The sequence below is a fragment of the Dehalococcoides mccartyi 195 genome (genome assembly GCF_000011905.1).
In the GTDB taxonomy this organism is placed as follows: Bacteria; Chloroflexota; Dehalococcoidia; order Dehalococcoidales; family Dehalococcoidaceae; genus Dehalococcoides; species Dehalococcoides mccartyi.
On sequence record NC_002936.3, the window covers coordinates 836,415 to 860,052 of the forward strand.

The window sequence follows — 23,638 nt, forward strand, 5'->3', positions numbered from 1 at the left end:
ATTCCCCGTGCTAAATATATATAGCATCTTGCTTGCATTGCCGGTAAAACCCCTGCGGTTTCACAAGTTGGATTTGCCTATCACAGCCACTATAATAAACTATAATACATTTTAAGCGAGGTTTATTTATGGTCGACCCGCGGACGGAAAAACTGGCGGATTTACTGGTTAACTATTCTATTGAGGTAAAGCCGGGTGACACGGTGGCGGTCAATTATTTCAGCGGTGCGTTGCCCTTAGCGGTTGAAGTATATAAAAAAATACTGGCTGCCGGAGGCCACCCCCTTATGCAGGTCTCCAAAAACGAATTCCTGGAGTATTTGCTGAAATACGGTTCTGATGAACAGATAAGCTATGTCCACTTTCCCCAAAGGTATATAACGGAACATTATGACGCTACTATACACCTGCTGGCTGAGGAAAATACCAAATCCATGACCAGCATAGACCCCCGGAAAATGGTAGCCTTTGAAAAAGCCCGCACCGACCTAATGGAAACCAGTATGCGCCGTACCGCCGAAGGCAATTTCCGCTGGGTACTGGCTATTTACCCCACTAACGGCTATGCCCAGGATGCCGGTATGAGTCTGGAAGAATATACTGATTTCGTTTATAACGCCTGTCTGCCGGATATGAATGACCCGGTGGGTTTCTGGAAAAACCTAAATACCCGCCAGCAGAAAGTAGTAGACTGGCTCAAGGGTAAAAAACAGGTGCATATAAAGGCCAAAGAAACTGACCTCCGCCTGAGTATAGAAGGACGTACTTTTGTAAGCTGTGACGGCAAACTCAACATGCCTGACGGGGAAATATTTACCGGCCCGGTAGAAGACAGCGCCGAAGGATATGTATATTTTTCCTACCCTGCCATAGAGGCCGGGCGTGAAGTTACCGGGATTCGCCTCTGGTTTGAAAAGGGCAAGGTGGTAAAAGCAACCGCTGAAACTAACGAAGAATTTTTGCTTAAGACCCTGGATACTGACCCGGGTGCCAGATATCTGGGTGAATTCGCCATTGGCACCAGTGAGGGAATCCAGAAATTTACCAAACAAATACTTTTTGATGAAAAAATCGGAGGGAGTTTCCACCTGGCCTGCGGAGCGGGTTATCCGGAAACTGGCAGTGTCAATAAATCTGCCGTACACTGGGATATGGTATGTGACCTGCGTGACGGTGGTGAAATCTGGGTGGATGGCGAATTATTATATAAAAACGGGGAATTTATTATCGACTACTAGTTTTTCAGTCCCAACAGAAATATCAGCCCGTTGCTAAAACGCCCTACAAATAGTCCTTTTCCATGGGGTATATGCCGGTGTATTTTAATCCGGCAGTATCCGCTATTGTTATATATTTATTACACATATTCCGGCAGATTACCCCTTACGGGATTTGCCTGTTATAATATGCTTTAAGCGGCATAAGTTTTAGCCGGAGCCGGCAACCAAATATTTCTTAGCGCAGAGAGGATTTTGCCAGATGAGCGAAGAATTAAGAGAACTTATTGAAGCGGCTGTATACAAGGAAGTTGCCTCTCAGTCACTTTATCAGTCTGCCCTGCAAAAAACAGATGATGCGGCTGTAAAACAGCTTTTAAAGGAACTAATCCAGAGCGAAGAAGGCCATCTGAAAGTGCTTAAAGATTTGCTGGTAAAAGGCGAATTTAAGCCAAAAACCATTGCACCCCGCTTGCAATCTCTCAAGCTGGATACTTATGTCAAAGGCGGGAATGACATGGAAGGGGCAGGACTGCAGGACATACTCCTTTATGCTATTAAAGAAGAACAGTCTGCCTCAGAGTTCTATTCCCACCTCATGTCTACCTTCATCAGCCGGGAAGCAAAGGATATGTGCCGGTTTTTATCTGCCGAAGAGCTGGAACACAAACTGAAGCTGGAACTTATCTATGATGACCTGTTTTTCCCCGAAGATTAGGCCAGCCGAAGACTATTCAGTTTGTTATAGCACCCAAATACCAACCAGGAGGTCAAAGTGTCTGAAGAGATAGCCAAAATACAAAAGCCCGAAAGCAGTAAATATGCGGATAAAAAGAAGCTCTATGTAGTTCCGCTGGTGCTTGGCTGGAAAGATGCACCACCCGAATATGGCGCCATGCTCAGCCGCTATTGGAAAGAAGTAAGCGTTCAGCTGTCCCATCTGGAAAGCCGCATTGGGGCTGTCAACTACGTATTTCACGAATCAGTAGACCAAAGCGGCGCAGAAGGGTTGGAAGTGCTGACAAATTTCAGCCCCGTAAGCAAGGAAATGGCCCTCCGTTTTTTGGAAAAAGGTGCGGTAATTGAGGCCACAGAAGATAGTGAACTGGTGCGGGAATGCCTAGACTGGGAACGCTTTATGATGATAGGTTTTACCAGCCAGAATGTATCCAAACTGGTTTCTGAAAAATTTATACAGGCGGTAAAAAGCCGCTACGAGTTTATCCTCGGCAGAATAAGCGGAACGGTCAAAGGGAATGAGGCCGGTGTGCTGTTTATCCGTGAAGGCAACCTGATGCAATTCCCGGCTGATATCGAAGTATTCAGCATAGCTCCGCCGGTACTGGACGAAATTCACCGCTGGCTCAGGGAAAGACGGGACCAGATACCCCCTGCTCCGGAAGACGAACAGATTGATTCCTGTTTTGCCGAAAAAGATACCGAAACACCCCCGGCCGAAGATACCAAAAGCAATTAGCTAACTAACAATCTTCAAAAAGGCGGCTTATCTGGTCTAAAAGCTGATTACGGCTTGCAGCATCCAGGCTAAGCCCGCCTTCCAGCATTTTCAAACCGCTTTCAACCTGGGTATCTGTTTGGCACAGGGTACTTATTTTGCCGGACTGATACTTTACCTTTTGTTCTGTTTCAGCCAGATTGAGCTTTAGGGCAAACCTGTCACCCAGGAATTCAAGCAAAAGAAGCTCAGCCGCAGCGTCCCCGCTGTTCTGCAAATAAAAGGGCAAAACCTGCCACAAGCTCATGGCATTTATACCGTATTTACCCGCCAGCCAGATTACAAAGGAATTTATATCTACCTTCTGGTTAGGCGGGGTGTCAAAATTCATATTGCACTCAACCCCGGTGTTTTCCAAACTGTATTTGTGTATGTCAGAGTTGACCACTGCCATAAGGCGGCGGGGGGCGGTATGGGAAATCATAGCACCCACACTGCCCAGGCAGATTATTTCATTTACCTGATAAGCCAAGGCTGTATTAACCAGCCTGTTCAGATACTCATACTGGTTAAATTCGGGGATACTGCCCCGAAATACCAGCAGCTGCCCTCCAGGCAGATATTTCAGTTCACCACCGGGGAAATGGGTTAAGTCATCTTTAACCGCTACCCCGTTAAGTGAGAAGTATTTTTCTATTTCCACCTCAAATACAGTGACAGGAGTATCCTGTTTTTCGATTTCGGCCAGCACTCTTTCGCTCAGCAAACCGAATTCGCCCTGCCAGGCAATAATCAGGCACTGTGCCTGCGGGTTTTTAGCTTCCATGTTCATCCTGATTATGGTCTTTCTTAAAAAATTCGGCTATGTTCTCTTTCAGCCATTTCTCATCATCATCGGAAATACCTTCGTTTTCAGCGGCATGATAACGGTTATCCAGTTTCTGCCTTACCATTTCAGGAAAACGGGCATACATTTCAGCAATCATTTCGTCCATTTCGCGGACAGATTCATCCATACGGAACAAATCCACGCTTATACGCATAATATACCTCAGGGCTTCAAGTGACGAACGGGAGGCATGCGGGTAAATCAGCGGCAGGTGAGACAGATAATCCGGTATTTCCCCCATCAGGCAGGCCGCAGGTATATTTCTTTTACCGGCCACACCCAGCAAAAGCCCGTTTAAACCCGAAATATGGGGGACGAAATTTTTACCCGCCAAATTGCTTTTGAGCTCAGCCGGCAGACGTTCATTTATCATATCCAGAAAATTTTTGCTGTTGGCCACTGCCCATACTTTAGGTTTGGCCTTATGATGGGTCATAGTCACCGCCGCACCGAAAGTAATAATCCTCTGGCAGCCCAGTTCTTCAGCCACATCAATCACTTTAGCGGTCATCCGGCTGGCACGGCTGCCCTGGGCATAGGTATTCTGCCCGTCAGCCGGCTGCTCATCACCCATAAATATTACTACATCCTGACCGCACCACTTTTGATAATAGAAACGGCTTTGGGGAAACCTAAGTTCCTGCTGGACACCGTTTTTTATATTTACCCCCGAAGGATAAAAAAACTCCTCCGGCTCTATATCCGCCAGAACACCCGCCCCCAGCTGGTCACGCAAAGCCGCCAAAGTAACAATGCCCACGTTGCCAACACCCGGCCAGGCTGCCAGCAGAGTAGGTGACTGCATTTCAGGTTTATTATGATAAATAATCCCCATAGACTTGTTTTGCCCTTTACAATACTATATTAAGCCCGACTTACATGGTAATCCAAACGGCTATTGGCTGTAAAATGAATATTGCCGGAAAAAAGACTGCCATCACAGTCGCGTGAGCTAGCTTTGAACATAACCTTTGTAAAACTTTTTAGAGGACAGATATTAAAGTAATATTAGAATGCTATTATAGGGTCATTTCAGTCTGCAAATAACCCCAGCAGTTTTCCGAATAAAAAGAACCCGCCCAAACTAATTATTAAAATAAGGCCGAAAGTCAGGATAACCCGCGGAGACAGGCAGGCCTTTATTATGGCACCGCGCATCAGCTTGGTGTGCTGCTGTTTTACCAAATTTTCGGCTGCGCGCCCGGCTAAATATTCATCCTGTGTAACAGGCATGGCAGAAACCTTCTTGTATGAGATAATTAACCCAGATATATTTCAAGAGCGTCTTCGGCTACAGTTATCAAACGCCGGGTGGTATCCAGTTTTATAGAGTACATATAACTGGTGATGGGCGGCTTTTCGTTTTTGGGATCCATGTAGCGTACAAAATAATCTTCTATGATTATGCCGGTTTCAGAAACATATTTATCAATTTCAGGGTATTTGGAGGTCATGTTGGCTAGACGTACTGACAGTATTTTCACCCTCTGGCCTTTTAGAAAACGTGGCGCCATTCCCATTCCTCCGCTGAAGCTATTTTACTGTATAGCATAACATTATGTTATCTTTATGTAAACAAGTAGCGGTTCTTTAGCCCACACAGGCTATTTCCCCTGTTTACACCCAACATACTTTACCATATCCGCAGTTATTAGGATACTTTTTGATTATCTTACAGGAGATACCGGAGAAAGCTGTATATCTCCCCAGATACCTATTTTGTCATCTTTAATAACCACCAGCCCGGCAACACCCTCTATCTTTTGCCCGTACTCCAGCGCTGCGGGAATATCAAGAGCGGTTTGCACCTGATTGGCCACTGCGGTAGCGGCCGCATCTGCCAGAATAGCAGACCCGGATACCACCAGAGCCGCATCCGCCTTGCCCAAACTTAGGCTGTGCCCCACTGTACCGGAAGAGGTGCAGATACCCAGCGGGCTTTTATGGGGGCTTATTTCCAGTGCCAGCCTGCCGCTTAAGACAGAGCGTCCGGCAAATATACCAATCCGTCTGGCCGAAAGGGTATGAACAAATATATCTCCGCCGTTTTCAACCAGAATTTCGGGGCTGTAGGCTAGAAGCTCTTTGCCCACATATTCGGCTACTGCCCCGGCAACCGCCGCCATAGGCCCTACACCCGCTTTATCAGCAGCTCCGGCCATAGCTTGTATAATAGGCGGAGCATCTGCATAAATCTTTAGCGGCTTGAGGCTTGAGGCAAAAACAGGCTGACGCTTAATGTAAGAGGTTATTTCCTGGCGGTATTTCCGGGTAAAAAAGTAGCTTAGCTCTTTTAGTTCGGTTGCAGCCAGTATAAACAGGTCTGATTCCTCTTCAACTACCTGAAAAGGAATAAGTTTACCAGCGTTTACCCAGTTCCGGTAATTACGCGGTTCATACATGCTAAACCACTAAAAGTGCAGTTCCATAGCCCGCGGCGGGCAGGCCTGAATGCATATGCCGCAGACTATGCATTTTTTAGCATCAAAATTAATTTCCCGGTTATCCTCATCTATGCTGAACGCATCTACCGGGCACATAGTCACGCACGCTCCGCAGTGAGTACAGCGGTTTTCGTTGCGGGTTACTTCACGGTTGAGAGAATCTATCTTGACACCGGCCTCATTCAGGTAGGCAATACCTTTATCGTAGGCTTCACGTTCCCCGGTAATCTCCAGTACCATCAGCCCCTCTTTATCAGGCGTGATGGAGGCTTTAAGGATATTGAATGCCAAGTCAAAATCACGTATCAGATGGTAAACAATGGGACGGTCTACCAGTCTTTGGGGAAAACGCAAAACTATTCTTTTAGATGTTTTCATATTACTACCTACAAGATATGATGATTGGTATCACCAAGCGGCCGTTCATTAAACGGGCGGACTTTAAGACCGGAGTCTATACCCGGCAGGGGTGCAACCGGACTGGTGATTTCAAATTTACCCTGCTCAACCCAGGTTTTTAGTTTAACGGCAATTTCCCGTGCCCGGGAATAGCTGCAAAGGGAAGCGGTGGGTATATTTTTACCGTTTATATCCACACTGCCGCTTCGCAGCTGGGCATAAGTAACTTCGGCAACCGCGCCCGGACGCAGATTAGGATAGGCAGACGAGTAATCTATCACCGTACCTACAATATCATCATCAGTAACCAGCGTAGATTGCAGTATCTCTTCAGAAAGTATGGGGATAGGCACGCCGATACCTACCGACAAGGTTACCCCGTAACCCAGCATGCTGGTACCCACCAGATAACGGGCATCCATTTGTTTAAGGTCACCGATAACCGCCAGAGTACCAGCCCCGCCTTTGGGCACGCCGCCCTCCGTCCGGGCAACACCGGGGTTGTGCTGAGTGCCTTGCCAGGCCACATAGCCCACGCCCCCGCCTAAAAAGATGCGGCTGCCGATACCTATAGTCCGGTAATACGGGTCATTAAGCAGCGGTGACAGCATACCGGCGGTGCAGTAATTTATGTTTCCCATATTGGGTTTCAAAACACCCATGTAGGTATATATGGTTTTATCTGAAAGGTTAACAGCCACATTGTAGTTCTGGTAGGCGTTACGCATATTAAACAAAACGGCTTCGTTAAGGTCTTTTATGTTCAGGTAACTGGAAAGCCGCCTGCGCGGATAGCAGTCTGTCCCGTAGGCACTGGCCTCCAGACGGATGTCTTTGCCGGCTACCAGCTCCTCTATAACATATCCGCCGCCATAATTGAACTCTCCGGGGTGAATCCGGTTACGGGGGTCATCATCCGGCAGGGCGTTGGCGCCTATAAATAAATCTGCCGCCGCAAAAGCCGCATACGCTGATACGTCATTCAGATAAGCCCTGCCGCCGCCCAGTTTCATGCGGGGAGTGGTGTGACCCATATTAAAATAAACACCAGAGGAACACATAGGGCCAAAAGTGCCGGTGGTAACTACATCCACCTCTTTGAAAGCGGCTTTCAGCCCTTTCTCACGGGTATAGCCCACAATCTCTTCGGCGGTCAGAACAACCGCTTTGCCTTCCCTGATTCTCTGGTTTATTTCCTCCAGTGTCTTTTGCATATCAGCCCCCGCCTGAAACAAAGCCTGAAACAGCTACGCATTCAAGCTAAAATTTAGATAACTATATCACTTACCATATTAGTCTTCAAACAAATATATCCTGCCGGTGGTAATATAGTTATAATATAATAAACTTAAATAGTACTTTTGGGGGATTTTCCTTACTAAAACTAACTTATACTATAATATGATATCATATCCGGTTCAGAAGGAAGACAAATGCGCGCAGACGAATTATTAAAAATAGCAGTAGAAAAAAAGGCTTCAGACCTCCACCTGAGAGTGCCGAACCCGCCTGTACTCAGAATAGACGGCGCCCTTAAACCCCAGACAGACTGGCCTGTTTTATACAACAAGGCCATTGAGCAGATACTGGAAGAGATAACCACCCCCGAACAGCGTGAAATATTTTATGCCGAAAAAGAGCTGGACTTTGCCTACAGTGTAGCCGGGGTAGCCCGCTTCAGGGTAAACGTGATGAAACAGCGCGGCTCTATCAGCATTGCCTTCCGCCAGGTGCCTTTTGAGATACGTTCTATAGATGAACTGGGTGTACCCAAAATCTGCAAAGAGCTTATCCTGAAACCGCGCGGCCTTATTCTGGTAACCGGGCCAACCGGCAGCGGCAAATCCACCACCATGGCCGCCATGGTAGACCACCTGAATAATACTGATTCGCGTAACGTCATTACCATAGAAGACCCCATTGAGTATCTTTATACCAATAACCGCTGCATTATTGCCCAGAGAGATTTGGGTGACGATACCAAGTCTTTTTCCACTGCCCTGAAATATGCCCTCCGGCATGACCCTGACGTAATACTGGTGGGTGAAATGCGTGACCTGGAGACTATTTCCACCGCCATCAGCGCCGCCGAAACAGGCCATCTGGTAGTGGGTACTTTGCACACTACCGATGCCCCCCAGACTATAGACCGCTTAATAGATATATTCCCTCCTGACCAGCAGCAGCAGATACGCATGCAGCTGTCTCTGGTTATTGAGGCGGTACTGGTACAGACGCTGCTGCCAAAACGGGAAGGCAAAGGGCGGGTGGCCGCTTTTGAAATAATGGTAGCCAATACCGCCGTACGCAACCTGATACGTGACAAAAAGGCCCATGAACTGCATAACGTAATGCAGCTGAGTGCCAAAGACGGTATGCAGACCCTTGACCAGTCTTTGGCAGGTCTGGTACGCCAGAATATAGTTTCGCTGGAAGAAGCCCTGTTAAAAAGCAGTAACCCGGAAAGACTGCAAAAATTGCTGGCATACCAGCAAACCCAGCAGACCAAGCCCCACCAGTTTTAAACTGCCGGCAACACGCAGTACCATTTGCCGTATTAAATGCAGCAAGTTCCGGCGGGGTTTGCCCCGGTGCACTCTGCAAATATATTTCTTTTCCGCACTTTTTGGTCCAAAGATTCCAAGTTCTAATACTTTAGTATTAGACTTTATAATTATTTTTAGAATATTTATGTACAATTAAAACTTTAAGTTACTATTTTATAATACCATTACATCATATTTAAGCTTTACTCTTCAAGGGGACTAATGCTATAGTAGTAAAAAGTATTTCAGGGGAGGAATTATGCTGACTGATTACGGCTATATTGCACTATTCCTTGTCGCTGCAATACTCTTTACCGCCATAGTACTAGGCCTACCGGTTCTCCTTCGTATAATCGGCATCGTGCCTAACAAACCTGACAAAGTCAAAAATGCCACCTATGAATGCGGTGTGGAAACCCAAGGCCGCACCTGGGTTCAGTTTAATTTCCGTTATTATTATTATGCCCTGCTGCTGATTGCTTTTGATGTACTGCTGGTCTTTCTTTTCCCCTGGGCAACCCAGATAGGTTCGCTCGGGTTTTATGCTTTTGGAATAGTGCTTGCCTTTCTGATAATAGTCATGGTGGGCTACCTGTATGCCTGGAAGAAGGGGGCTTTGGAATGGAACTAGATTCGGGAAAACCACTGAGCCTGCTTACGCTGGATGAAATTGACCAGCATGAAGGCGGCATAATTCAAAGCTTCCGCACCGGTCATACCACGCCTTACCCCGACCCTGCAGACTGGCTAAACAGCGAAGAGCCGCCTCCGGGTGTTTTCGTTACCAGCGTTGAAAAGGTACTGAACTGGTCACGCCATTATTCCCTTTGGCCGGTGATGTTCGGTTTGGCCTGCTGCGCTATTGAAATGATGTGCATGGCAGCTTCCCGTTGGGATTTAGCCCGTTTCGGTATGGATATTTTCCGCGCCTCCCCCCGCCAGGCAGACCTGATGATAGTTGCCGGTACTCTTACCTGGAAAATGGCTCCCTGGCTGAAAAGGATTTATGACCAGATGCCGGAACCGAAATGGGTGCTGGCTATGGGTGCCTGCGGAACCAGCGGCGGTTTGTTCCGGGATTCATATTCGGTAGTTCCGGGTTTCAATATGGTAGTCCCGGTTGATGTATATGTACCCGGCTGCCCTCCCCGTCCGGAAGCCCTTTTAAGGGCTATCATGGATATCCACGAAAAAATAGATAAAACCCGCATTATAAAGAGATAGATTCATGACCGCCGTACTTGATTACCAACAACTGAAGGCTGATTTATCTAAAGAACTGCCCGGGATTGAAATCCAGGCGGAAAGTTCTTTCCTGCTGGCTTTGCCTGAGGATATACACCATGTGTGCCAATATCTGGTTTCCCGGCCGTTGCAAATGGACTACCTGACCAACCTTACCGCGGCTGACTATCCTGAATACATAGAAATAATTTTCCATTTGAATTCAATTGTGAACAATACCGCCATGACACTTAAAACCCGCCTGACTGACAAGACTAACCCCAAAATGGCTTCGGTAGTGGATATCTGGCGGGGAGCAGAACTGCAGGAACGTGAAATATATGACCTTTTCGGAGTGGTTTTTGAAAACCATATAGGCCTGAAACGCATTTTCCTGTGGGAGGGCTTTGAAGGTTATCCTTTGCGCAAGGACTTTGCAAATGGCCATTAAAACTGAAAGCTTTATTTTAAATATAGGCCCCCAGCACCCCAGCACCCACGGGGTGTTCCGTCTGCGGCTGATTCTGGACGGTGAGGTTATTACCGACCTGGAGCCGGTTTTCGGTTATCTCCACCGGGGTATTGAAAAGCTGGCTGAGGGACGTACCTACCTGCAGGACATACCTTTTACCGACCGACTGGATTATCTGGGCTCTATGACCAACAACCACGCTTATGTTATGGCGGTGGAAAAACTGGCCGGCATAACAGTGCCCGAACGGGCTGAATATATCAGGGTAATACTGGATGAGCTCCAGCGGATAGCCAGCCACCTGGCGGGTCTGGGTTTTTTCCTGAATGATTTGGGAGCCCTTCAAACCCCGCTTTTGTACATGTTCCGCGAACGTGAAAAGATTGTGGAACTGTTTGATATGTGCAGCGGCCAGCGCTTAAATTACAATTATTACCGTTTCGGCGGCTTTGTTCAGGATTTGCCGGAAGAATTCCTGCCTGCCTTGAAAAAACTGCTGGACACCTTGCCCGGTTTCATAGACGAATACGAACAGCTTATTTCCACTAATGAAATTGTGCTTATCCGCACCAAAGGTGTGGGCGTGCTTAAGCGTGAACTGGCCATAAACTCCAGTGCGGCCGGGCCGGTTCTCCGTGCAAGCGGGGTAAACTGGGATATCCGCCGGAATGACCCGTATTCAATCTATGACCGTTTTGAGTTTGATATACCCACCGCCCAAAACGGTGATACATACGACCGCTATATGGTACGCATAAGGGAAATGCGCCAGAGCGTGCGGATACTCCGCCAGGCAGTCAAAGACCTGCCCGAAGGTGAAATAATGGGTAAAGCACCCAAACTCCTTAAGCCGCCTGCGGGTGAAGTTTACAGCCGCATAGAAGGGCCTAAAGGCGAACTGGGCTTTTATCTGGTTTCAGACGGCACGGATAAGCCTTACCGCTGGCGGGTGCGTCCGCCCTGCCTTTTAAATTTATCAGCTTTGAAAGATATGGTGGTAGGCTGGAAAGTGGCTGATCTGATGGCTATATTCGGCAGCATAGACATTGTAATGGGTGAGGTGGACAGATAATGTCTGACTTCTGGGTTCACCTGCTAGTCTACCTGGTCATACTCTTTGGTTTTGTAATTGTGAGTGTGCTTTTATTTATCTGGCTGGAGCGCCGCTTTATCGGCCGTTTTCAGTTGCGCCCCGGCCCCAACAGAGCCGGTCCTTTCGGGCTGCTACAGCCCATTGCAGATGCTATCAAGGTGCTTATTAAAGAGGATATTATCCCTACCGAGTCAGACAAAGGGGTATTCTGGTTAGCCCCGCTGGTGGCTTTTGTACCGGTAATGCTGATGTTTGCCGCCATACCCTTTGCAGACGGAGCTATGCTGGTTGACCTGAATATAGGCATACTCTATATACTGGCGGTCAGCTCGGTAACGGTAATAGGTATATTTATGGCCGGCTGGAGCAGCAACAGCAAGTATTCCCTGCTGGGTGCCATGCGTACCATAGCCCAGGAAGTCAGCTATGAAATACCGCTGGTGCTTTCAATACTTGGCGTTGTTATGTTAACCGGTTCGCTTTCTATGAATGAGATAGTAAAAGCCCAGAGTGTCCCGTTTGTACTTTTGCAGCCTCTGGGTTTCTTCGTTTACCTGTCCGCCGCCATGGCGGAAATAAACCGCACCCCGTTTGATTTGCTGGAAGCGGAATCTGAAATCATTGCCGGTTTTCATACCGAATATTCCGGCATGAAATTCGGCCTTTTTTACCTGATGGAATACGCCGAAGTACTGGCAATTTCGGCCATAGCCACCACCCTGTTTCTGGGGGGCTGGCAGGGGCCGCTGCTGCACCCCGTTATCTGGTTTATTACTAAAGTCCTGATAATCTTTATGTTTATAATCTGGGTGCGTGCCACCATACCCCGTCTTCGTATAGACCAGGTGATGGCTTTCGGCTGGAAGTTCCTTTTACCGCTGTCCCTGGCCAATCTGGTTATAACGGCATTTGAGATACTGGCTGCGCCTGACATGAATACAGCAGTGCTTATCGGTATAAATATAGCGGTAATGTTCGGGCTTATCCTCCTGTTCAGCCGTTTTTACAAGCTGGGAGGTGGACGTGTCAGCGTTAAGTAATACCGGGGGCGGCATTCTTAAAGGAATGCGCCTTACCTTCAAGCATCTTTTCCGCCCTTGGATAACTGTCCAGTATCCGGAAGAAAAACTGACTATGTCAAAAAGGATACGGGGAACGCAGGTTATCTGGGTGAAGGAGACCTGTATTGCCTGCCTGGCCTGTGCCAGAGCCTGTCCGGTAAAGGCCATCAATATGGAGGTTTCCCGCGGCGAAGACCGCAAACTTAAGGTAGACCATATGTCTATAGATTTCGGGCTGTGCGTCTTTTGCGGTCTGTGTGTTGAATCCTGCCCTACCAAAACTTCAATTTACATGGGCTACGGCTACGAAACTACCACCTACCGCTGTACCAACGTTGAAAAAGCGGAAGGGCAAAGCCGTTCCGAGTGCCGCTGCCGTGAGCTGATACTTACCGGGGATGAACTTGCCCCCTCGGCAACCCGGGTACTCAGCGGGTATGACCGCCCGGATGCCGCAGAAAAACTGGCTGAACAAACCCTGCTTATAAATAAGAAAGGCTACTTTGAAAGGTAAACCGGGGTGGAAATAGCGTTCTGGATTATAGCCATAACCTGTATAGCCTCCGCCTTGCTGGTGGTGGGAGTGAAAAATATTTTCCACTCATCCCTCTGGCTGATACTCTGTTTCCTTTCGGTTGCCGGCGTGTTCCTGCTGCTTTCGGCAGACTTTCTGGCAGCAGTGCAGATACTTATTTATATCGGTGCTATATCGGTACTGATAATACTGGCAATCATGCTTACCCGTGAGGTTCAGCGGGGCAACCTTACCAACAAGCTTAAAATACCGGCTCTGGCTGTTGTTACCGCTTTGGGCGGGATAATGACCTATATGCTTATCAGCTCAAACTGGACCTCCAGTGACGCACCCGCCCCCTCCACCACCACCGCCGGCCTGGCCGAAATGCTTTTCGGTTCAGACGGGTTCGGGCTGGGAGTACTGATTACGGGTGTAATATTACTGGTGGCCATTATCGGGGCTATAGTACTGGTGAGGGACAAATAATATGGGACTGACTCACTTTTTGGTACTGGCGGTAATACTGTTCTGTATCGGTCTTTACGGGGCACTGGTTAAAAAGAGCGCCGTAGTGATACTGATGTGCATAGAAATAATGCTGAACGCAGTTACCATTGCGGCGGTGGCCTTTAACCGTTTTTCTGCCGCCGAATTTTTTACCGGGCAGATATTTACTCTGTTTATTATCGCGGTGGCGGCCGCCGAGGCAACTATTGGTCTGGCCATAATAATATCCATTTACAAAAACCGGGATACTATTGATGCCACCAAGATAGATTTGATGAAGTGGTAAAGAGGAAGAATAAGCGATGACCCAAACCGGACTCTGGCTCATAATGCTGCTCCCCCTTATCTGCGGGGCTTTGATAGCCCTGGGGTACTCCTTTTTCTGCAAAAAACCGGCTTTAAGCGGATACCTAGGCATAGCCGGTGTAGGTGGTTCGCTGCTACTTTCTATCTGGGGGCTGACAGGCCTGCTGGGAAAGGAAGGGGCTTCTCACTATGCCTCCGGCTTCAGCTGGTTTTCAATTGGTAATTCGGTTGATATCAGCCTTAACCTAAACTTTGACCCGCTGGCCGCCATAATGTGCTTTGTAATCCTTTTTGTCAGCCTGATGGTACACATATATTCACAGGGCTATATGCACGGTGATAAAGGGTATCCCCGTTACTATGCCTTTTTGTCTTTCTTTACCGCCTCTATGCTGGGGCTGGTGCTCTCTGACAACCTGCTTTTTACCTTCTTCTTTTGGGAGTTGGTGGGTCTGGCATCATATCTTCTTATCGGCTTCTGGTTTACCCGCCCGGCCGCCGCCAATGCCGCTAAAAAGGCGTTCATTGTAACCCGTATAGGTGATGTGGGCTTTTTAGCCGCTATACTCATTTTGTTTGCGAATACCGGCACGCTGGATATAAACAGCCTGAACGGCATGGCCGAAATGGGGCTTATAGGTGCCGGCACAGTAACTGTGGCCGCTCTGGGCATATTTGCCGGTGCGGTGGGTAAATCAGCCCAGTTCCCCCTGCATGTATGGCTGCCTGATGCTATGGAAGGCCCTACCCCCGTTTCCGCCCTTATCCATGCCGCCACCATGGTTGCTGCCGGTGTATTTCTGGTTGCCCGCACCTACCCTATATTTGAAAGCTCGGCAACAGCCATGCTTTGGGTATCTATAATCGGTGCGGTTACCGCTATATTTGCCGCTACCATGGCGCTGGTTATGAACGATATGAAGCGTATACTGGCCTATTCCACAGTCAGCCAGCTGGGTTATATGATGCTGGGGCTGGGTACAGGCGGCATTGCTATCGGTATATTCCACCTGTTTAATCATGCTTTTTTCAAGAGTTTGCTCTTTTTAGGTTCGGGCAGCGTAAATCACGCTACCGGCACATTTGATATCCGCGAAATGGGCGGCCTGTCCAAACCCATGCCTGTTACCAGCAAGACTTTTCTTATTGCCTCACTCAGTCTGGCAGGTATCTGGCCGCTTTCAGGCTTTTTCAGCAAGGACGAGATACTTGCCGGGGCTATGGACGGGCAATTTATTCTGTTCATTCTGGCACTCATCACCGTATTCCTGACCGCCTTTTATATGTTCCGCCTGTACTTCGTGGCTTTCGGCGGCACTTACCGCGGCAAGGGGCATCCCCATGAATCCCCCAAGGTCATGTCATGGCCGCTTCTGATACTGGTTGTGCCTTCGGTAATCAGCGGTTTGCTGAATGCCGGCGGCAGTTTCAGCGGCTTTTTGGGCGAAGAGGTGCATACCGGCTTTTTTGAGGGATTATTCGGCATTTTGCTGCACCCGCTGGCCCTGGTTTCACTGGCCGTAGCCGGCGGCGGTATATATCTGGCTTTCCTGATGTATAAAAAGAAGAGCCTTTCACCCGCTGTATTTTCAGAGCGTTTTAAATGGCTTTATATGATATTTTCCAAGAAATACTGGATGGATGAGCTGTACGAAGGTGTTATATCCCGCACGCTGCTTATGAAGGGACTGTTTGCTTTTGCGGCTTTCTTTGACAAAAAGGTGGTAGACGGGGGCTTAAACGGCTTCTTCATTCAAAAAGTATTATTTTCCCGTCTTTTCAGCCGCTTCCGCACCGCTGATGAACGCATAGTGGACGGGGCGGTAAACGGGGTTGCCGCTATAACCGTAGAGAGCGGCAAGGTGGGACGCAAAGCCCAGACCGGGCAGCTCCAATCATACGGAATTTATCTTGCCGCCGGGGTGGTTGTACTGGTGATGGCGGCTCTTATTATCTGGTAAGGGGGGAGTATGAGCATACCATACTTAACACTAATAACTTTCCTGCCCGCAGCGGGAGCTATCTTGATGGCTCTGTGGCCGCGTTTGTCCGGGCGGGCAATAAAAATCAGCTCACTGCTGCTCACTCTTGTGCCGCTGGTGCTCTCACTAGTGGTCTTTGCCGGATTTGACCGGAGTAGTTCCATGGCCGGGGTTATACAGTTTGAAGAAAATCTCCCCTGGATATCCCTTTTAAACGCTAACTACCACCTTGGCGTTGACGGTTTAAGTTTGCCTTTCCTGGTTCTGACTACTTTACTGGGTGTTCTGGCGGTACTTATCAGCTGGAAAGTAGACCTCAGGATAAAAGAGTTTTTTGTCTGGCTGCTTATACTCCAAACCAGCATTACAGGCGTATTTGTCTCTCTTGATTTGCTGCTCTTCTTTATCTTCTGGGAGCTGGAACTGATACCCATGTATTTCCTGATTTCAATCTGGGGTGCCGGGCGTAAAGAGTATTCGGCTCTTAAATACGTCCTTTACACCCTGTTTGGCGGTGCGTTTATACTGGCCGGTATCCTGATACTTTTCTTTGCCACCGGCAGTCTGGATATAGCGTCTCTGGCATCTACGGACCTAAATAATTTCCTGCGTCCGGCCATGATGGTGCTTACTTTCTTTATGTTTTTTATCGGTTTTGCCATCAAGCTTCCGGCTTTCCCCTTCCACACCTGGCTGCCGGATGCCCATACAGACGCACCTACCGCCGCCAGTGTTATTCTGGCAGGTACGTTGCTTAAAATGGGCGGCTATGCCATGCTCAGGTTAAACGTGGCCATGTTCCCTGACGTCTGCCGTGACTGGGCGCCTTTGATACTGACTATTGCGGTCATAAACGTAATTTACGGTGCCGCTATCACCCTTAAACAAACAGATATCAAAAGGCTTATTGCCTACAGTTCGGTAAGCCACATGGGTTTTGTACTGCTGGGTATATTTACCCTGGGTGAAATCTCCATGAACGGTGCGGTTCTGCAAATGTTCAGCCACGGTATAATCACCGGTCTGCTCTTTGCCATAACCGGTGTAGTTATGCACAATACCCACGAACGGGATATTAACAAGCTGGGCGGTCTGGCAAAACAGATGCCCCGCACAGCTATCATATTTATACTGGCCGGTCTGGGGGCGATGGCTGTGCCGGCTACCAGCGGGTTTATCGCCGAAGTCAGCGTATTTTTAGGTTCATTCCAGAGTTCGGTAGTCCCCGGCGGGCAGGTATTTACCATGCTCTGCCTTTTGGGTTTGGTACTGGCAGCTGCCTATATACTCTGGACAGTCCAGAGGGTATTTTTGGGCCCCGGACTGGAAAAATTCCAGATGGTAAAAGATGCCGATAAAACCGAAATAGTTTTTTCACTGGTATTTTTAGTGGTAATGTTCGGGGTTGGCCTTTATCCCCAGATTATAGTAGATGTGATTCAAACCGGAGTGGCCCCGCTGGCGGCCGTTTTCGGCGGATAGAGGCAGATGGATTTGTTTATGCCTGAAATAATAATACTGATAACAGCCATTTTGGTTATAATAACTGACCTCTTTCTGACTAAAAGCAAGAGGTATCTGGCCTATCTGTCTTTGCTGGGACTGGCAGCAGCGGCTGTAGCCACAGCTCTAAACTGGAATAACCCACCCGAAATGGCTTTTGGCGGTATGCTGGCACTGGACAGCTACTCCAGTTTCTTCCGTATTCTTTTTATCTGCCTTTCAGGCCTGGTTATAATGGCTTCTACTGATTATGTAACTAAGTTTAAACGTTTTCAGGGTGAATACTACGCTCTGGTACTGTTTGCCCTGCTGGGCATGATAATGATGGCCTCCACGGCCAACCTTATTACCATGTATCTTTCACTAGAGCTGACCGGACTGTCTTTTTACGTACTGGTGGGTTTTTTAAAAGACCAGAATTCCACCGAATCAGCTCTCAAATACCTGCTTTTGGGCGGGGTGGCTTCGGCTATGCTGGTGTTTGGCCTGGTGATTATTTACGGTTTCAGCGGCGAAACTAATCTGGGCGGTATTGTAAACTATATACAAACCCTGCCCTCAGGCACAGATATAACCACTCATGCAGGGCTGCTGCTGGGTATAATACTGACCATTACAGGTCTGGGCTTTAAAGTAGCCGCCGTGCCATTCCAATTTTGGGTGCCGGACGTTTATCAGGGCTCTCCCACCCCGATAACATTATACCTTTCCATAGCCAGCAAAGCGGCCGGGTTTGCCCTTTTCCTACGTTTGTTTTACACCGTTTTTACCGACCCGCTGGCACTCAGCCAGGAATGGGCACTGATTATTGCCATTCTGGCCGCTGTGGGTATGACACTGGGAAATGTACTGGCCATACCCCAGAAAAACATCAAAAGAATGCTGGGTTACTCCAGCATAGCCCATGCCGGTTATATACTGGTGGCTCTGGCAGCGGTGGGAAACGCCCCGGAACTGGCAGACGGGCGGATAAGCCTGCTCTTTTATCTGGTGGCTTTTGCCGTATCAGACCTGGCCGCCTTTATCTCTATCATAGCCATCAGCCGTTCTACCGGCAGTGATGAAATATCCTCTTACGAAGGCTTAGCCAAGACCAACCCGGTATATGCTTCTGCCCTGACACTGGCGCTGTTGTCTCTCACCGGTTTTCCGCCTCTGGCAGGTTTCCTTGCCAAGTATTATATTTTCAGCGCATCTGTCCAGGCGGATATGCTCTGGCTGATGATTATCGCCGCCGTAAACACCGTGATTTCGGCCGTTTTTTACTTCAACGTAATACGGGTAATGTGGCTAAGACCTGCCCGCCAGGATGTACGGGTACTGGCTTCCTGGCCGCTTAAACTGGCACTTGGTATTTCGGGACTGGCTGTGTTAATATTCGGCATTGTACCTGAAACACTCTTAAACCTTATTGAAAAGGCCGCCGAGCTAATAATCCATTAGGACATTTGCCGTGCCGATTTATGAATATGTAGACACCCATTCCCATCTGGATATGCCTGAATTTGACGCTGACCGTCAGGAAATGCTAAAGCGGGCTTTTGAAAACGGCGTAAAAACTATAATTACCACCGGTATAGACATACCTTCCAGCCAAAAAGCCATTGACCTGGCAGCCGCCAATCCGGCCATATACGCCGCAGTCGGTATCCACCCCCAGGAATGCACTGGGGTTACCGAGGCGGATTTTGAACGTCTGGAACTACTGGTTAAGTGTGAAAAGGTGGTGGCTATAGGCGAATGCGGGCTGGATTATTACCGTGATTACTCACCCCGCCACACCCAGCTGGAAACATTCTACCACCACCTTGATTTAGCTGACCAAACCGGTCTGCCGCTTATAATCCACTGCCGCCAGGCCGAAGAAGACGTACTGAAAATACTTTCGGACTGGTCTGCCCAGAGCCCGGCGAGCGCAGGCAAAGGCGTAATCCACTGTTTCAGCGGTTCGGCCGAAACCGCACTTAAATATATAAATATGGGTTTTTATATAGGGCTGGGCGCTTATATCGGTTATCCGTCTTCCAGAAAATATCACCCTGCCTTTGCCGCCATACCTCTTGAGCATATAGTACTGGAAACTGACTGCCCGTTTCTGCCCCCCCAAACTCACCGCGGGGAACGGAACGAACCCGCCTATATACCGCTGACAGCGGCAACTCTGGCGGAGATAAAAAACCTTGGTACTAACGAAGTGGCATCGGCAACCACTGCCAATGCCCGCCGCCTATTTCACCTTGATAAATAAAAAAGCAGACGGGCAGATATCATTAAGCACACACTCCGGGCAACGCGGCTTTTTGGCATCACAGACTGCGCGCCCATGGTCTATCAGGTAATACGAAAAATTCCCCCATTCACTGCGGGGAATAAGTGCCATCAAATCCTGCTCTATTTTCACCGGGTCAGTATTAGTGCTTAGCCCCAGCCGCCCAGCTAAACGCTTTACATGGGTATCTACCGCTATTCCCTCCACCAGCCCGAAAGCATTATGCAAAACTACATTGGCTGTTTTACGCCCAACCCCCGGCAGAGTAAGCATATCTGCCATATTACGGGGGACATCCCCGCCAAAACGGCTTACAACCGCTCTGGCAGCACCTATAATATTCAGCGCCTTGTTGTGAAAGAAACCTGATGACTTAATATCCTGTTCCAACTCAGCCAGAGATGCATCAGCAAAGGCCTGTACGCCGGGATATTTTTTGAAGAGAGCTGGCGTGATTTTATTTATCATTTTGTCAGTAGACTGGGCAGACAAAATAGTAGCTACCAGCATTTCAAACGGGGTAGTAAAGTTAAGCGCTGTTTTAGCCTCAGGGTATATCACCGAAAGGCGTTTAATTATTTCTAATGCCTGCTTTTTGGGATTCTCAACCAGCATTTTCAGCCTCGCTATATTAGTTGGGAAACATTATACATCAAAGATTTTCAAGGCAGAACACGCTATAAATCAAAATAAGTTGTCCTTTTTCTACTCTACTTAAATAAAAACTGGTATAATGAACGCCATGGCGAAATTGATAATGGTTCAGGGCACTTCTTCTAATGTGGGCAAGAGCATACTGGTCACTGCGCTCTGCCGGATATTCAAACAGGACGGCTACAAAGTAGCCCCGTTCAAGTCCCAAAATATGGCGCTGAACGCTTTTGTCACCCAAGAGGGCGGTGAAATCGGCCGGGCACAGGCTGTTCAGGCAGAAGCCTGCGGCATTGCCCCCAGTGTAGATATGAACCCTATTCTGATGAAGCCCGAAGCAGATTCCAAAAGCCAGATTGTTGTAAACGGCAAAGTGGACCGCACCATTTCTGCCCGTGAATATTATGAATATGCACCCCTGCTGCTGGATACCGCTCTGGCGGCACTTAACCGTCTGCGGGAGCAAAATGATATTGTGGTCATAGAAGGGGCAGGCAGCCCGGCTGAGATAAACCTGAGGCAGCGGGAGATTGTAAATATGCGGATTGCCAAAACCGCCGGTGCGCCGGTGCTTCTGGCCGGAGACATAGACCGGGGCGGCGTTTTTGCTTCTTTGATTGGCACTATAGACCTTTTAGAGCCTGAAGAACGCAGTTATGTAAAGGGCTATCTGATAAATAAATTCCGGGGGGATGCCAGTTTACTTAAACCAGCCATAGATGTACTGGAAGACCGCACCTCCATACCGGTACTGGGCATTATCCCCTATCTGCGGAATATGGCCATTGCCCAGGAAGATTCGGTATACCTGGACGAATGTAAAAGCGGTCTGGGTGAAACCGACCTTGATATTGCGGTAATACGTCTGCCCCGCATATCCAACTACGACGATTTTGACGCTTTAGCCACAGACGGGGCATCAGTCAGGTTTGTATCTAAAACCGGTGAGATTGGCAACCCTGATTTGATAATAATTCCGGGTACCAAATCCACCATACCTGACATGGAATATCTGTGGCAAAACGGTCTGGCGGAAACTATCATCAAAAAAGCCGGAAAAGGCACCCATGTTTTAGGCGTCTGCGGCGGCTATCAGATTTTGGGAAAGATGATATACGACCCCCACAAGACTGAGTCTGAAACCACCGAATTAAAGGGTCTGGGTTTGCTGGATACCGAAACAACCTTTGAAAAAGAAAAATCCACCACACAGGTAAGCGGCCAGGTCAGGTTTAATAACGGGCTGCTTGCAGATATGGCCGGTTGTGAAGTGGGCGGCTATGAAATCCACATGGGAAGGACCCGCTTATTTACTGCCCAGCCTGCCTTCCAGATTACCAAAACCCCCAAAGGCCCGGCTGATTATCTGGACGGGGCATCCAATGCCGAAGGTACGGTGCTGGGTACATATATACACGGAATATTTGAAAGTGACTCTTTCCGCCGCGGCTTCTTAAATGCAATCCGCCGTTACAAGGGCATCCCTGAGCGGCAGGCAGGCTATTTTGACCGTGACAAAGAATATGATAAACTGGCAGATATAGTCAGGGCAAGCATAGACATGAACAAGATTTATGATATTTTGAACGAGGGAATAAGATGACACACCCTGATGCTGAAGAAAATATTAAGCTTCTGCATGAAAAAAGCCGCACTGAACCTGCCCTGAATTTTCTGGGCATAAAAATACTGGAATTGAAACCCGGTTATTCCAAGCTGAGTATCAAACTCAAACCGGAGTTTATAAATGCCTACGGCATAATTTTTGGCGGAATCACCATGTCTTTGGCAGATGAGGCATTCGGTTATGCAGTGAACAGTCTGAAACTGCCTACGGTAGCCGCCCAGTTCAATATCCACTTTCTGTCAGCCCCGGATAATGATGACGAACTAACTGCGGAAGCCAAAGTAGTCAAATCAGGCCGCCGTCTGGCTGTTGCCGAAGTAGAGGTGACCAATGCCAAAGGCAAACTGATAGCTAAAGTAAGTGCCAGCGGCGTTCCGCTTTAAACCCGCCCGCCAGGTAGTTTATTCATCACCCAGATAGGCCGCTATCACGTGCTCATCATTCTTTATTTCTTCAGGCCTGCCCTCAGCTATTTTGCTGCCAAAGTCCAGCACCGCAATACGGTCAGCTAAATCCATAACTACGCCCATATCGTGTTCAATAAGCACAATACACTTTACCCCGTCACGCAGTATGGGAGTATCAGGATAGGTCTCACCCTGCCCTTCAAAAATATCTACGATAAAGCGGGCAATATCTTCTTTCTCTTCCAGATTCATGCCTGCCATAGGTTCATCCAGCAAAAGTACTTCCGGCTCAAGCGCCAAAGCCCGGCCCAGTTCCACCCGCTTACGCATGCCGTACGGCAGCATACTGACTACCTTTTTGCGGACAGGCTCTATTTCCAAAAAATCTATTATGTCTTCTACTATCTTGCGGTGAGCTATTTCTTCTTTATGGGCCGGCCCGAAATAGGCACCCCCGGTCAGAAAGTTCTGTTTCATAAATATATGCCGGGCGGCCATCAGGTTTTCAAGGGTAGTCAAACCTGAATAAAGCTCTATATTCTGAAAAGTACGGGCAATACCCATTTTAGCCACCCGGTCAGGGCGGATACGGGCAATATTCTGGCCTTTATAAACAATGCTGCCTGCCTGGGGTTTATAAAAACCGTTGATGCAGTTTAGCAAACTGGTCTTGCCTGCCCCATTCGGACCTATTACGGCAGTTATCTGATTATCATATATGTCCAGATTGATTCCCTTCAGGGCTTTGATACCGCCAAACGAAAGGGAGAGGTCAGCTATTTTTATCTTGGTATCAGGCTGATTCATTCTGCCCTCTCTCCTCATTCATAATCTTATCCCGGTAGCTTATAACCCGGTGGCAAAGAGGGCCTTCGCATTTTAAGCCATGTCCGCATTTTTTAGCCCGTTTTGACATCTCTTTCAGGGTATCCCGTGAAGGAGAGCCGTATATATCATAAGCAGTACAGCGTACCGAACCATCATCCTTGACGATTATGGTTATCTCATCACAAACTGCTTCGCAGAGTATGGTACAGGCGGTAATCTGCCAATCAACCATTTATTTCC

General features: G+C 48.3%; 27 protein-coding genes and 1 pseudogene. 18 read left to right on the top strand and 10 right to left on the bottom strand.

Annotated features, from left to right (window positions below):
* Window positions 1-128 precede the first annotated feature (128 nt).
* The 3 genes and pseudogenes from DET_RS04750 to DET_RS04760 all read left to right on the top strand — a co-directional run bounded on the left by DET_RS04750 (window position 129) and on the right by DET_RS04760 (window position 2,694).
* Window positions 129-1,238, top strand: coding sequence for an aminopeptidase (locus tag DET_RS04750; RefSeq protein WP_010936615.1), 1,110 nt, complete (start codon window positions 129-131; stop codon window positions 1,236-1,238).
* Window positions 1,239-1,458: 220 nt separating this feature from the next.
* Window positions 1,459-1,935 (top strand): annotated as a pseudogene (locus DET_RS04755) (rubrerythrin); the annotation flags it as partial.
* Window positions 1,936-1,992: 57 nt separating this feature from the next.
* Window positions 1,993-2,694 (top strand): hypothetical protein, encoded by a 702-nt coding sequence (locus DET_RS04760; RefSeq protein WP_010936618.1) that lies wholly within the window; start codon window positions 1,993-1,995, stop codon window positions 2,692-2,694.
* 4 nt (window positions 2,695-2,698) lie between these two features.
* On the opposite strand, the gene DET_RS04765 is transcribed toward DET_RS04760, so the two are convergent.
* The 7 genes from DET_RS04765 to DET_RS04795 all read right to left on the bottom strand — a co-directional run bounded on the left by DET_RS04765 (window position 2,699) and on the right by DET_RS04795 (window position 7,619).
* Window positions 2,699-3,499: a PAC2 family protein gene (locus DET_RS04765; protein ID WP_234943791.1), complete on the bottom strand. Its 801-nt coding sequence runs from the start codon at window positions 3,497-3,499 to the stop codon at window positions 2,699-2,701.
* On the bottom strand, window positions 3,489-4,397 hold the full coding sequence (locus DET_RS04770) for a PAC2 family protein (protein WP_010936620.1): 909 nt from the start codon (window positions 4,395-4,397) through the stop codon (window positions 3,489-3,491). The genes DET_RS04765 and DET_RS04770 overlap by 11 nt, the downstream gene beginning before the upstream one ends.
* 197 nt (window positions 4,398-4,594) lie before the next feature.
* Window positions 4,595-4,795, bottom strand: coding sequence for a hypothetical protein (locus DET_RS04775; protein WP_010936621.1), 201 nt, complete (start codon window positions 4,793-4,795; stop codon window positions 4,595-4,597).
* Between the two features lie 26 nt (window positions 4,796-4,821).
* Entirely contained in the window at window positions 4,822-5,076 is a 255-nt protein-coding gene (locus DET_RS04780; protein WP_010936622.1) for a hypothetical protein, read from the bottom strand.
* Window positions 5,077-5,229: 153 nt separating this feature from the next.
* Window positions 5,230-5,964, bottom strand: a complete 735-nt coding sequence (locus DET_RS04785; protein ID WP_010936623.1) for a UPF0280 family protein — start codon at window positions 5,962-5,964, stop codon at window positions 5,230-5,232.
* A 9-nt stretch (window positions 5,965-5,973) separates the two neighbouring features.
* Entirely contained in the window at window positions 5,974-6,384 is a 411-nt protein-coding gene (locus DET_RS04790; protein WP_010936624.1) for an NIL domain-containing protein, read from the bottom strand.
* A gap of 8 nt (window positions 6,385-6,392) precedes the next feature.
* Window positions 6,393-7,619 (bottom strand): homocysteine biosynthesis protein, encoded by a 1,227-nt coding sequence (locus tag DET_RS04795; protein ID WP_010936625.1) that lies wholly within the window; start codon window positions 7,617-7,619, stop codon window positions 6,393-6,395.
* Between the two features lie 219 nt (window positions 7,620-7,838).
* Between DET_RS04795 and DET_RS04800 the strand changes: the two genes are divergently transcribed.
* The 13 genes from DET_RS04800 (at window position 7,839) to DET_RS04865 (ending at window position 19,864) form a co-directional block, all read left to right on the top strand.
* Window positions 7,839-8,930: a type IV pilus twitching motility protein PilT gene (locus DET_RS04800; protein ID WP_010936626.1), complete on the top strand. Its 1,092-nt coding sequence runs from the start codon at window positions 7,839-7,841 to the stop codon at window positions 8,928-8,930.
* Between the two features lie 280 nt (window positions 8,931-9,210).
* Window positions 9,211-9,582 carry an NADH-quinone oxidoreductase subunit A gene (locus tag DET_RS04805; protein ID WP_010936627.1) on the top strand — a complete coding sequence of 124 codons (372 nt, stop codon included), beginning with the start codon at window positions 9,211-9,213 and terminating at the stop codon, window positions 9,580-9,582.
* Window positions 9,573-10,175 carry an NADH-quinone oxidoreductase subunit B gene (locus DET_RS04815; RefSeq protein WP_010936628.1) on the top strand — a complete coding sequence of 201 codons (603 nt, stop codon included), beginning with the start codon at window positions 9,573-9,575 and terminating at the stop codon, window positions 10,173-10,175. Before DET_RS04805 ends, DET_RS04815 begins: the two co-directional genes overlap by 10 nt.
* A 4-nt stretch (window positions 10,176-10,179) precedes the next feature.
* The gene (locus DET_RS04820; RefSeq protein WP_010936629.1) at window positions 10,180-10,626 is read left to right on the top strand and encodes an NADH-quinone oxidoreductase subunit C; all 447 of its coding nucleotides are present in this window, start codon (window positions 10,180-10,182) and stop codon (window positions 10,624-10,626) included.
* The gene (locus tag DET_RS04825) at window positions 10,616-11,719 is read left to right on the top strand and encodes an NADH-quinone oxidoreductase subunit D (protein ID WP_010936630.1); all 1,104 of its coding nucleotides are present in this window, start codon (window positions 10,616-10,618) and stop codon (window positions 11,717-11,719) included. Before DET_RS04820 ends, DET_RS04825 begins: the two co-directional genes overlap by 11 nt.
* Complete coding sequence (gene nuoH, locus DET_RS04830) at window positions 11,719-12,780, top strand: NADH-quinone oxidoreductase subunit NuoH (protein ID WP_010936631.1); 1,062 nt, start codon at window positions 11,719-11,721, stop codon at window positions 12,778-12,780. The genes DET_RS04825 and nuoH overlap by 1 nt, the downstream gene beginning before the upstream one ends.
* The gene (locus DET_RS04835) at window positions 12,764-13,315 is read left to right on the top strand and encodes a NuoI/complex I 23 kDa subunit family protein (protein WP_041223371.1); all 552 of its coding nucleotides are present in this window, start codon (window positions 12,764-12,766) and stop codon (window positions 13,313-13,315) included. The genes nuoH and DET_RS04835 overlap by 17 nt, the downstream gene beginning before the upstream one ends.
* Before the next feature lie 6 nt (window positions 13,316-13,321).
* The gene (locus tag DET_RS04840; protein ID WP_010936633.1) at window positions 13,322-13,804 is read left to right on the top strand and encodes an NADH-quinone oxidoreductase subunit J family protein; all 483 of its coding nucleotides are present in this window, start codon (window positions 13,322-13,324) and stop codon (window positions 13,802-13,804) included.
* Window position 13,805: 1 nt separating this feature from the next.
* On the top strand, window positions 13,806-14,111 hold the full coding sequence (gene nuoK, locus DET_RS04845; protein WP_010936634.1) for an NADH-quinone oxidoreductase subunit NuoK: 306 nt from the start codon (window positions 13,806-13,808) through the stop codon (window positions 14,109-14,111).
* Between the two features lie 16 nt (window positions 14,112-14,127).
* A complete protein-coding gene (nuoL, locus tag DET_RS04850; protein ID WP_010936635.1) occupies window positions 14,128-16,092 on the top strand; it encodes an NADH-quinone oxidoreductase subunit L in 1,965 nt (654 codons plus the stop codon).
* A gap of 9 nt (window positions 16,093-16,101) precedes the next feature.
* Window positions 16,102-17,595 carry a complex I subunit 4 family protein gene (locus DET_RS04855; RefSeq protein ID WP_010936636.1) on the top strand — a complete coding sequence of 498 codons (1,494 nt, stop codon included), beginning with the start codon at window positions 16,102-16,104 and terminating at the stop codon, window positions 17,593-17,595.
* Window positions 17,596-17,601: 6 nt separating this feature from the next.
* Window positions 17,602-19,059, top strand: coding sequence for an NADH-quinone oxidoreductase subunit N (locus DET_RS04860; protein ID WP_041223372.1), 1,458 nt, complete (start codon window positions 17,602-17,604; stop codon window positions 19,057-19,059).
* Window positions 19,060-19,069: 10 nt separating this feature from the next.
* Entirely contained in the window at window positions 19,070-19,864 is a 795-nt protein-coding gene (locus DET_RS04865; RefSeq protein ID WP_010936638.1) for a TatD family hydrolase, read from the top strand.
* On the opposite strand, the gene nth is transcribed toward DET_RS04865, so the two are convergent.
* Window positions 19,844-20,500, bottom strand: a complete 657-nt coding sequence (gene nth / locus DET_RS04870) for an endonuclease III (RefSeq protein WP_010936639.1) — start codon at window positions 20,498-20,500, stop codon at window positions 19,844-19,846. The genes DET_RS04865 and nth overlap by 21 nt on opposite strands.
* Window positions 20,501-20,627: 127 nt before the next feature.
* Here nth and DET_RS04875 point away from each other — a divergent pair, with 127 nt between their 5' ends.
* Both DET_RS04875 and DET_RS04880 read left to right on the top strand, forming a co-directional pair.
* A complete protein-coding gene (locus DET_RS04875; protein ID WP_041223457.1) occupies window positions 20,628-22,139 on the top strand; it encodes a cobyric acid synthase in 1,512 nt (503 codons plus the stop codon).
* A complete protein-coding gene (locus DET_RS04880; RefSeq protein WP_010936641.1) occupies window positions 22,136-22,546 on the top strand; it encodes a PaaI family thioesterase in 411 nt (136 codons plus the stop codon). Before DET_RS04875 ends, DET_RS04880 begins: the two co-directional genes overlap by 4 nt.
* A gap of 18 nt (window positions 22,547-22,564) precedes the next feature.
* Here DET_RS04880 and DET_RS04885 read toward each other — a convergent pair whose 3' ends face one another.
* On the bottom strand, window positions 22,565-23,377 hold the full coding sequence (locus tag DET_RS04885; protein ID WP_010936642.1) for an ABC transporter ATP-binding protein: 813 nt from the start codon (window positions 23,375-23,377) through the stop codon (window positions 22,565-22,567).
* The gene (locus tag DET_RS04890; protein WP_010936643.1) at window positions 23,364-23,630 is read right to left on the bottom strand and encodes a hypothetical protein; all 267 of its coding nucleotides are present in this window, start codon (window positions 23,628-23,630) and stop codon (window positions 23,364-23,366) included. The genes DET_RS04885 and DET_RS04890 overlap by 14 nt, the downstream gene beginning before the upstream one ends.
* Window positions 23,631-23,638 lie beyond the last annotated feature (8 nt).

What these genes read in the sequence shown, in the direction of transcription:
- DET_RS04885 (WP_010936642.1), bottom strand. Translation starts at nt 23,377, where the DNA reads ATGAATCAGCCTGATACCAAGATAAAAATAGCTGACCTCTCCCTTTCG.
- DET_RS04795 (WP_010936625.1), bottom strand. Translation starts at nt 7,619, where the DNA reads ATGCAAAAGACACTGGAGGAAATAAACCAGAGAATCAGGGAAGGCAAA.
- DET_RS04815 (WP_010936628.1), top strand. Translation starts at nt 9,573, where the DNA reads ATGGAACTAGATTCGGGAAAACCACTGAGCCTGCTTACGCTGGATGAA.
- DET_RS04775 (WP_010936621.1), bottom strand. Translation starts at nt 4,795, where the DNA reads ATGCCTGTTACACAGGATGAATATTTAGCCGGGCGCGCAGCCGAAAAT.
- DET_RS04880 (WP_010936641.1), top strand. Translation starts at nt 22,136, where the DNA reads ATGACACACCCTGATGCTGAAGAAAATATTAAGCTTCTGCATGAAAAA.
- nuoL (WP_010936635.1), top strand. Translation starts at nt 14,128, where the DNA reads ATGACCCAAACCGGACTCTGGCTCATAATGCTGCTCCCCCTTATCTGC.
- DET_RS04790 (WP_010936624.1), bottom strand. Translation starts at nt 6,384, where the DNA reads ATGAAAACATCTAAAAGAATAGTTTTGCGTTTTCCCCAAAGACTGGTA.
- DET_RS04805 (WP_010936627.1), top strand. Translation starts at nt 9,211, where the DNA reads ATGCTGACTGATTACGGCTATATTGCACTATTCCTTGTCGCTGCAATA.
- DET_RS04785 (WP_010936623.1), bottom strand. Translation starts at nt 5,964, where the DNA reads ATGTATGAACCGCGTAATTACCGGAACTGGGTAAACGCTGGTAAACTT.
- DET_RS04860 (WP_041223372.1), top strand. Translation starts at nt 17,602, where the DNA reads ATGGATTTGTTTATGCCTGAAATAATAATACTGATAACAGCCATTTTG.
- nth (WP_010936639.1), bottom strand. Translation starts at nt 20,500, where the DNA reads ATGCTGGTTGAGAATCCCAAAAAGCAGGCATTAGAAATAATTAAACGC.
- DET_RS04770 (WP_010936620.1), bottom strand. Translation starts at nt 4,397, where the DNA reads ATGGGGATTATTTATCATAATAAACCTGAAATGCAGTCACCTACTCTG.
- DET_RS04765 (WP_234943791.1), bottom strand. Translation starts at nt 3,499, where the DNA reads ATGGAAGCTAAAAACCCGCAGGCACAGTGCCTGATTATTGCCTGGCAG.
- DET_RS04750 (WP_010936615.1), top strand. Translation starts at nt 129, where the DNA reads ATGGTCGACCCGCGGACGGAAAAACTGGCGGATTTACTGGTTAACTAT.
- DET_RS04800 (WP_010936626.1), top strand. Translation starts at nt 7,839, where the DNA reads ATGCGCGCAGACGAATTATTAAAAATAGCAGTAGAAAAAAAGGCTTCA.
- nuoH (WP_010936631.1), top strand. Translation starts at nt 11,719, where the DNA reads ATGTCTGACTTCTGGGTTCACCTGCTAGTCTACCTGGTCATACTCTTT.
- DET_RS04780 (WP_010936622.1), bottom strand. Translation starts at nt 5,076, where the DNA reads ATGGCGCCACGTTTTCTAAAAGGCCAGAGGGTGAAAATACTGTCAGTA.
- DET_RS04855 (WP_010936636.1), top strand. Translation starts at nt 16,102, where the DNA reads ATGAGCATACCATACTTAACACTAATAACTTTCCTGCCCGCAGCGGGA.
- DET_RS04875 (WP_041223457.1), top strand. Translation starts at nt 20,628, where the DNA reads ATGGCGAAATTGATAATGGTTCAGGGCACTTCTTCTAATGTGGGCAAG.
- DET_RS04890 (WP_010936643.1), bottom strand. Translation starts at nt 23,630, where the DNA reads ATGGTTGATTGGCAGATTACCGCCTGTACCATACTCTGCGAAGCAGTT.
- nuoK (WP_010936634.1), top strand. Translation starts at nt 13,806, where the DNA reads ATGGGACTGACTCACTTTTTGGTACTGGCGGTAATACTGTTCTGTATC.
- DET_RS04825 (WP_010936630.1), top strand. Translation starts at nt 10,616, where the DNA reads ATGGCCATTAAAACTGAAAGCTTTATTTTAAATATAGGCCCCCAGCAC.
- DET_RS04820 (WP_010936629.1), top strand. Translation starts at nt 10,180, where the DNA reads ATGACCGCCGTACTTGATTACCAACAACTGAAGGCTGATTTATCTAAA.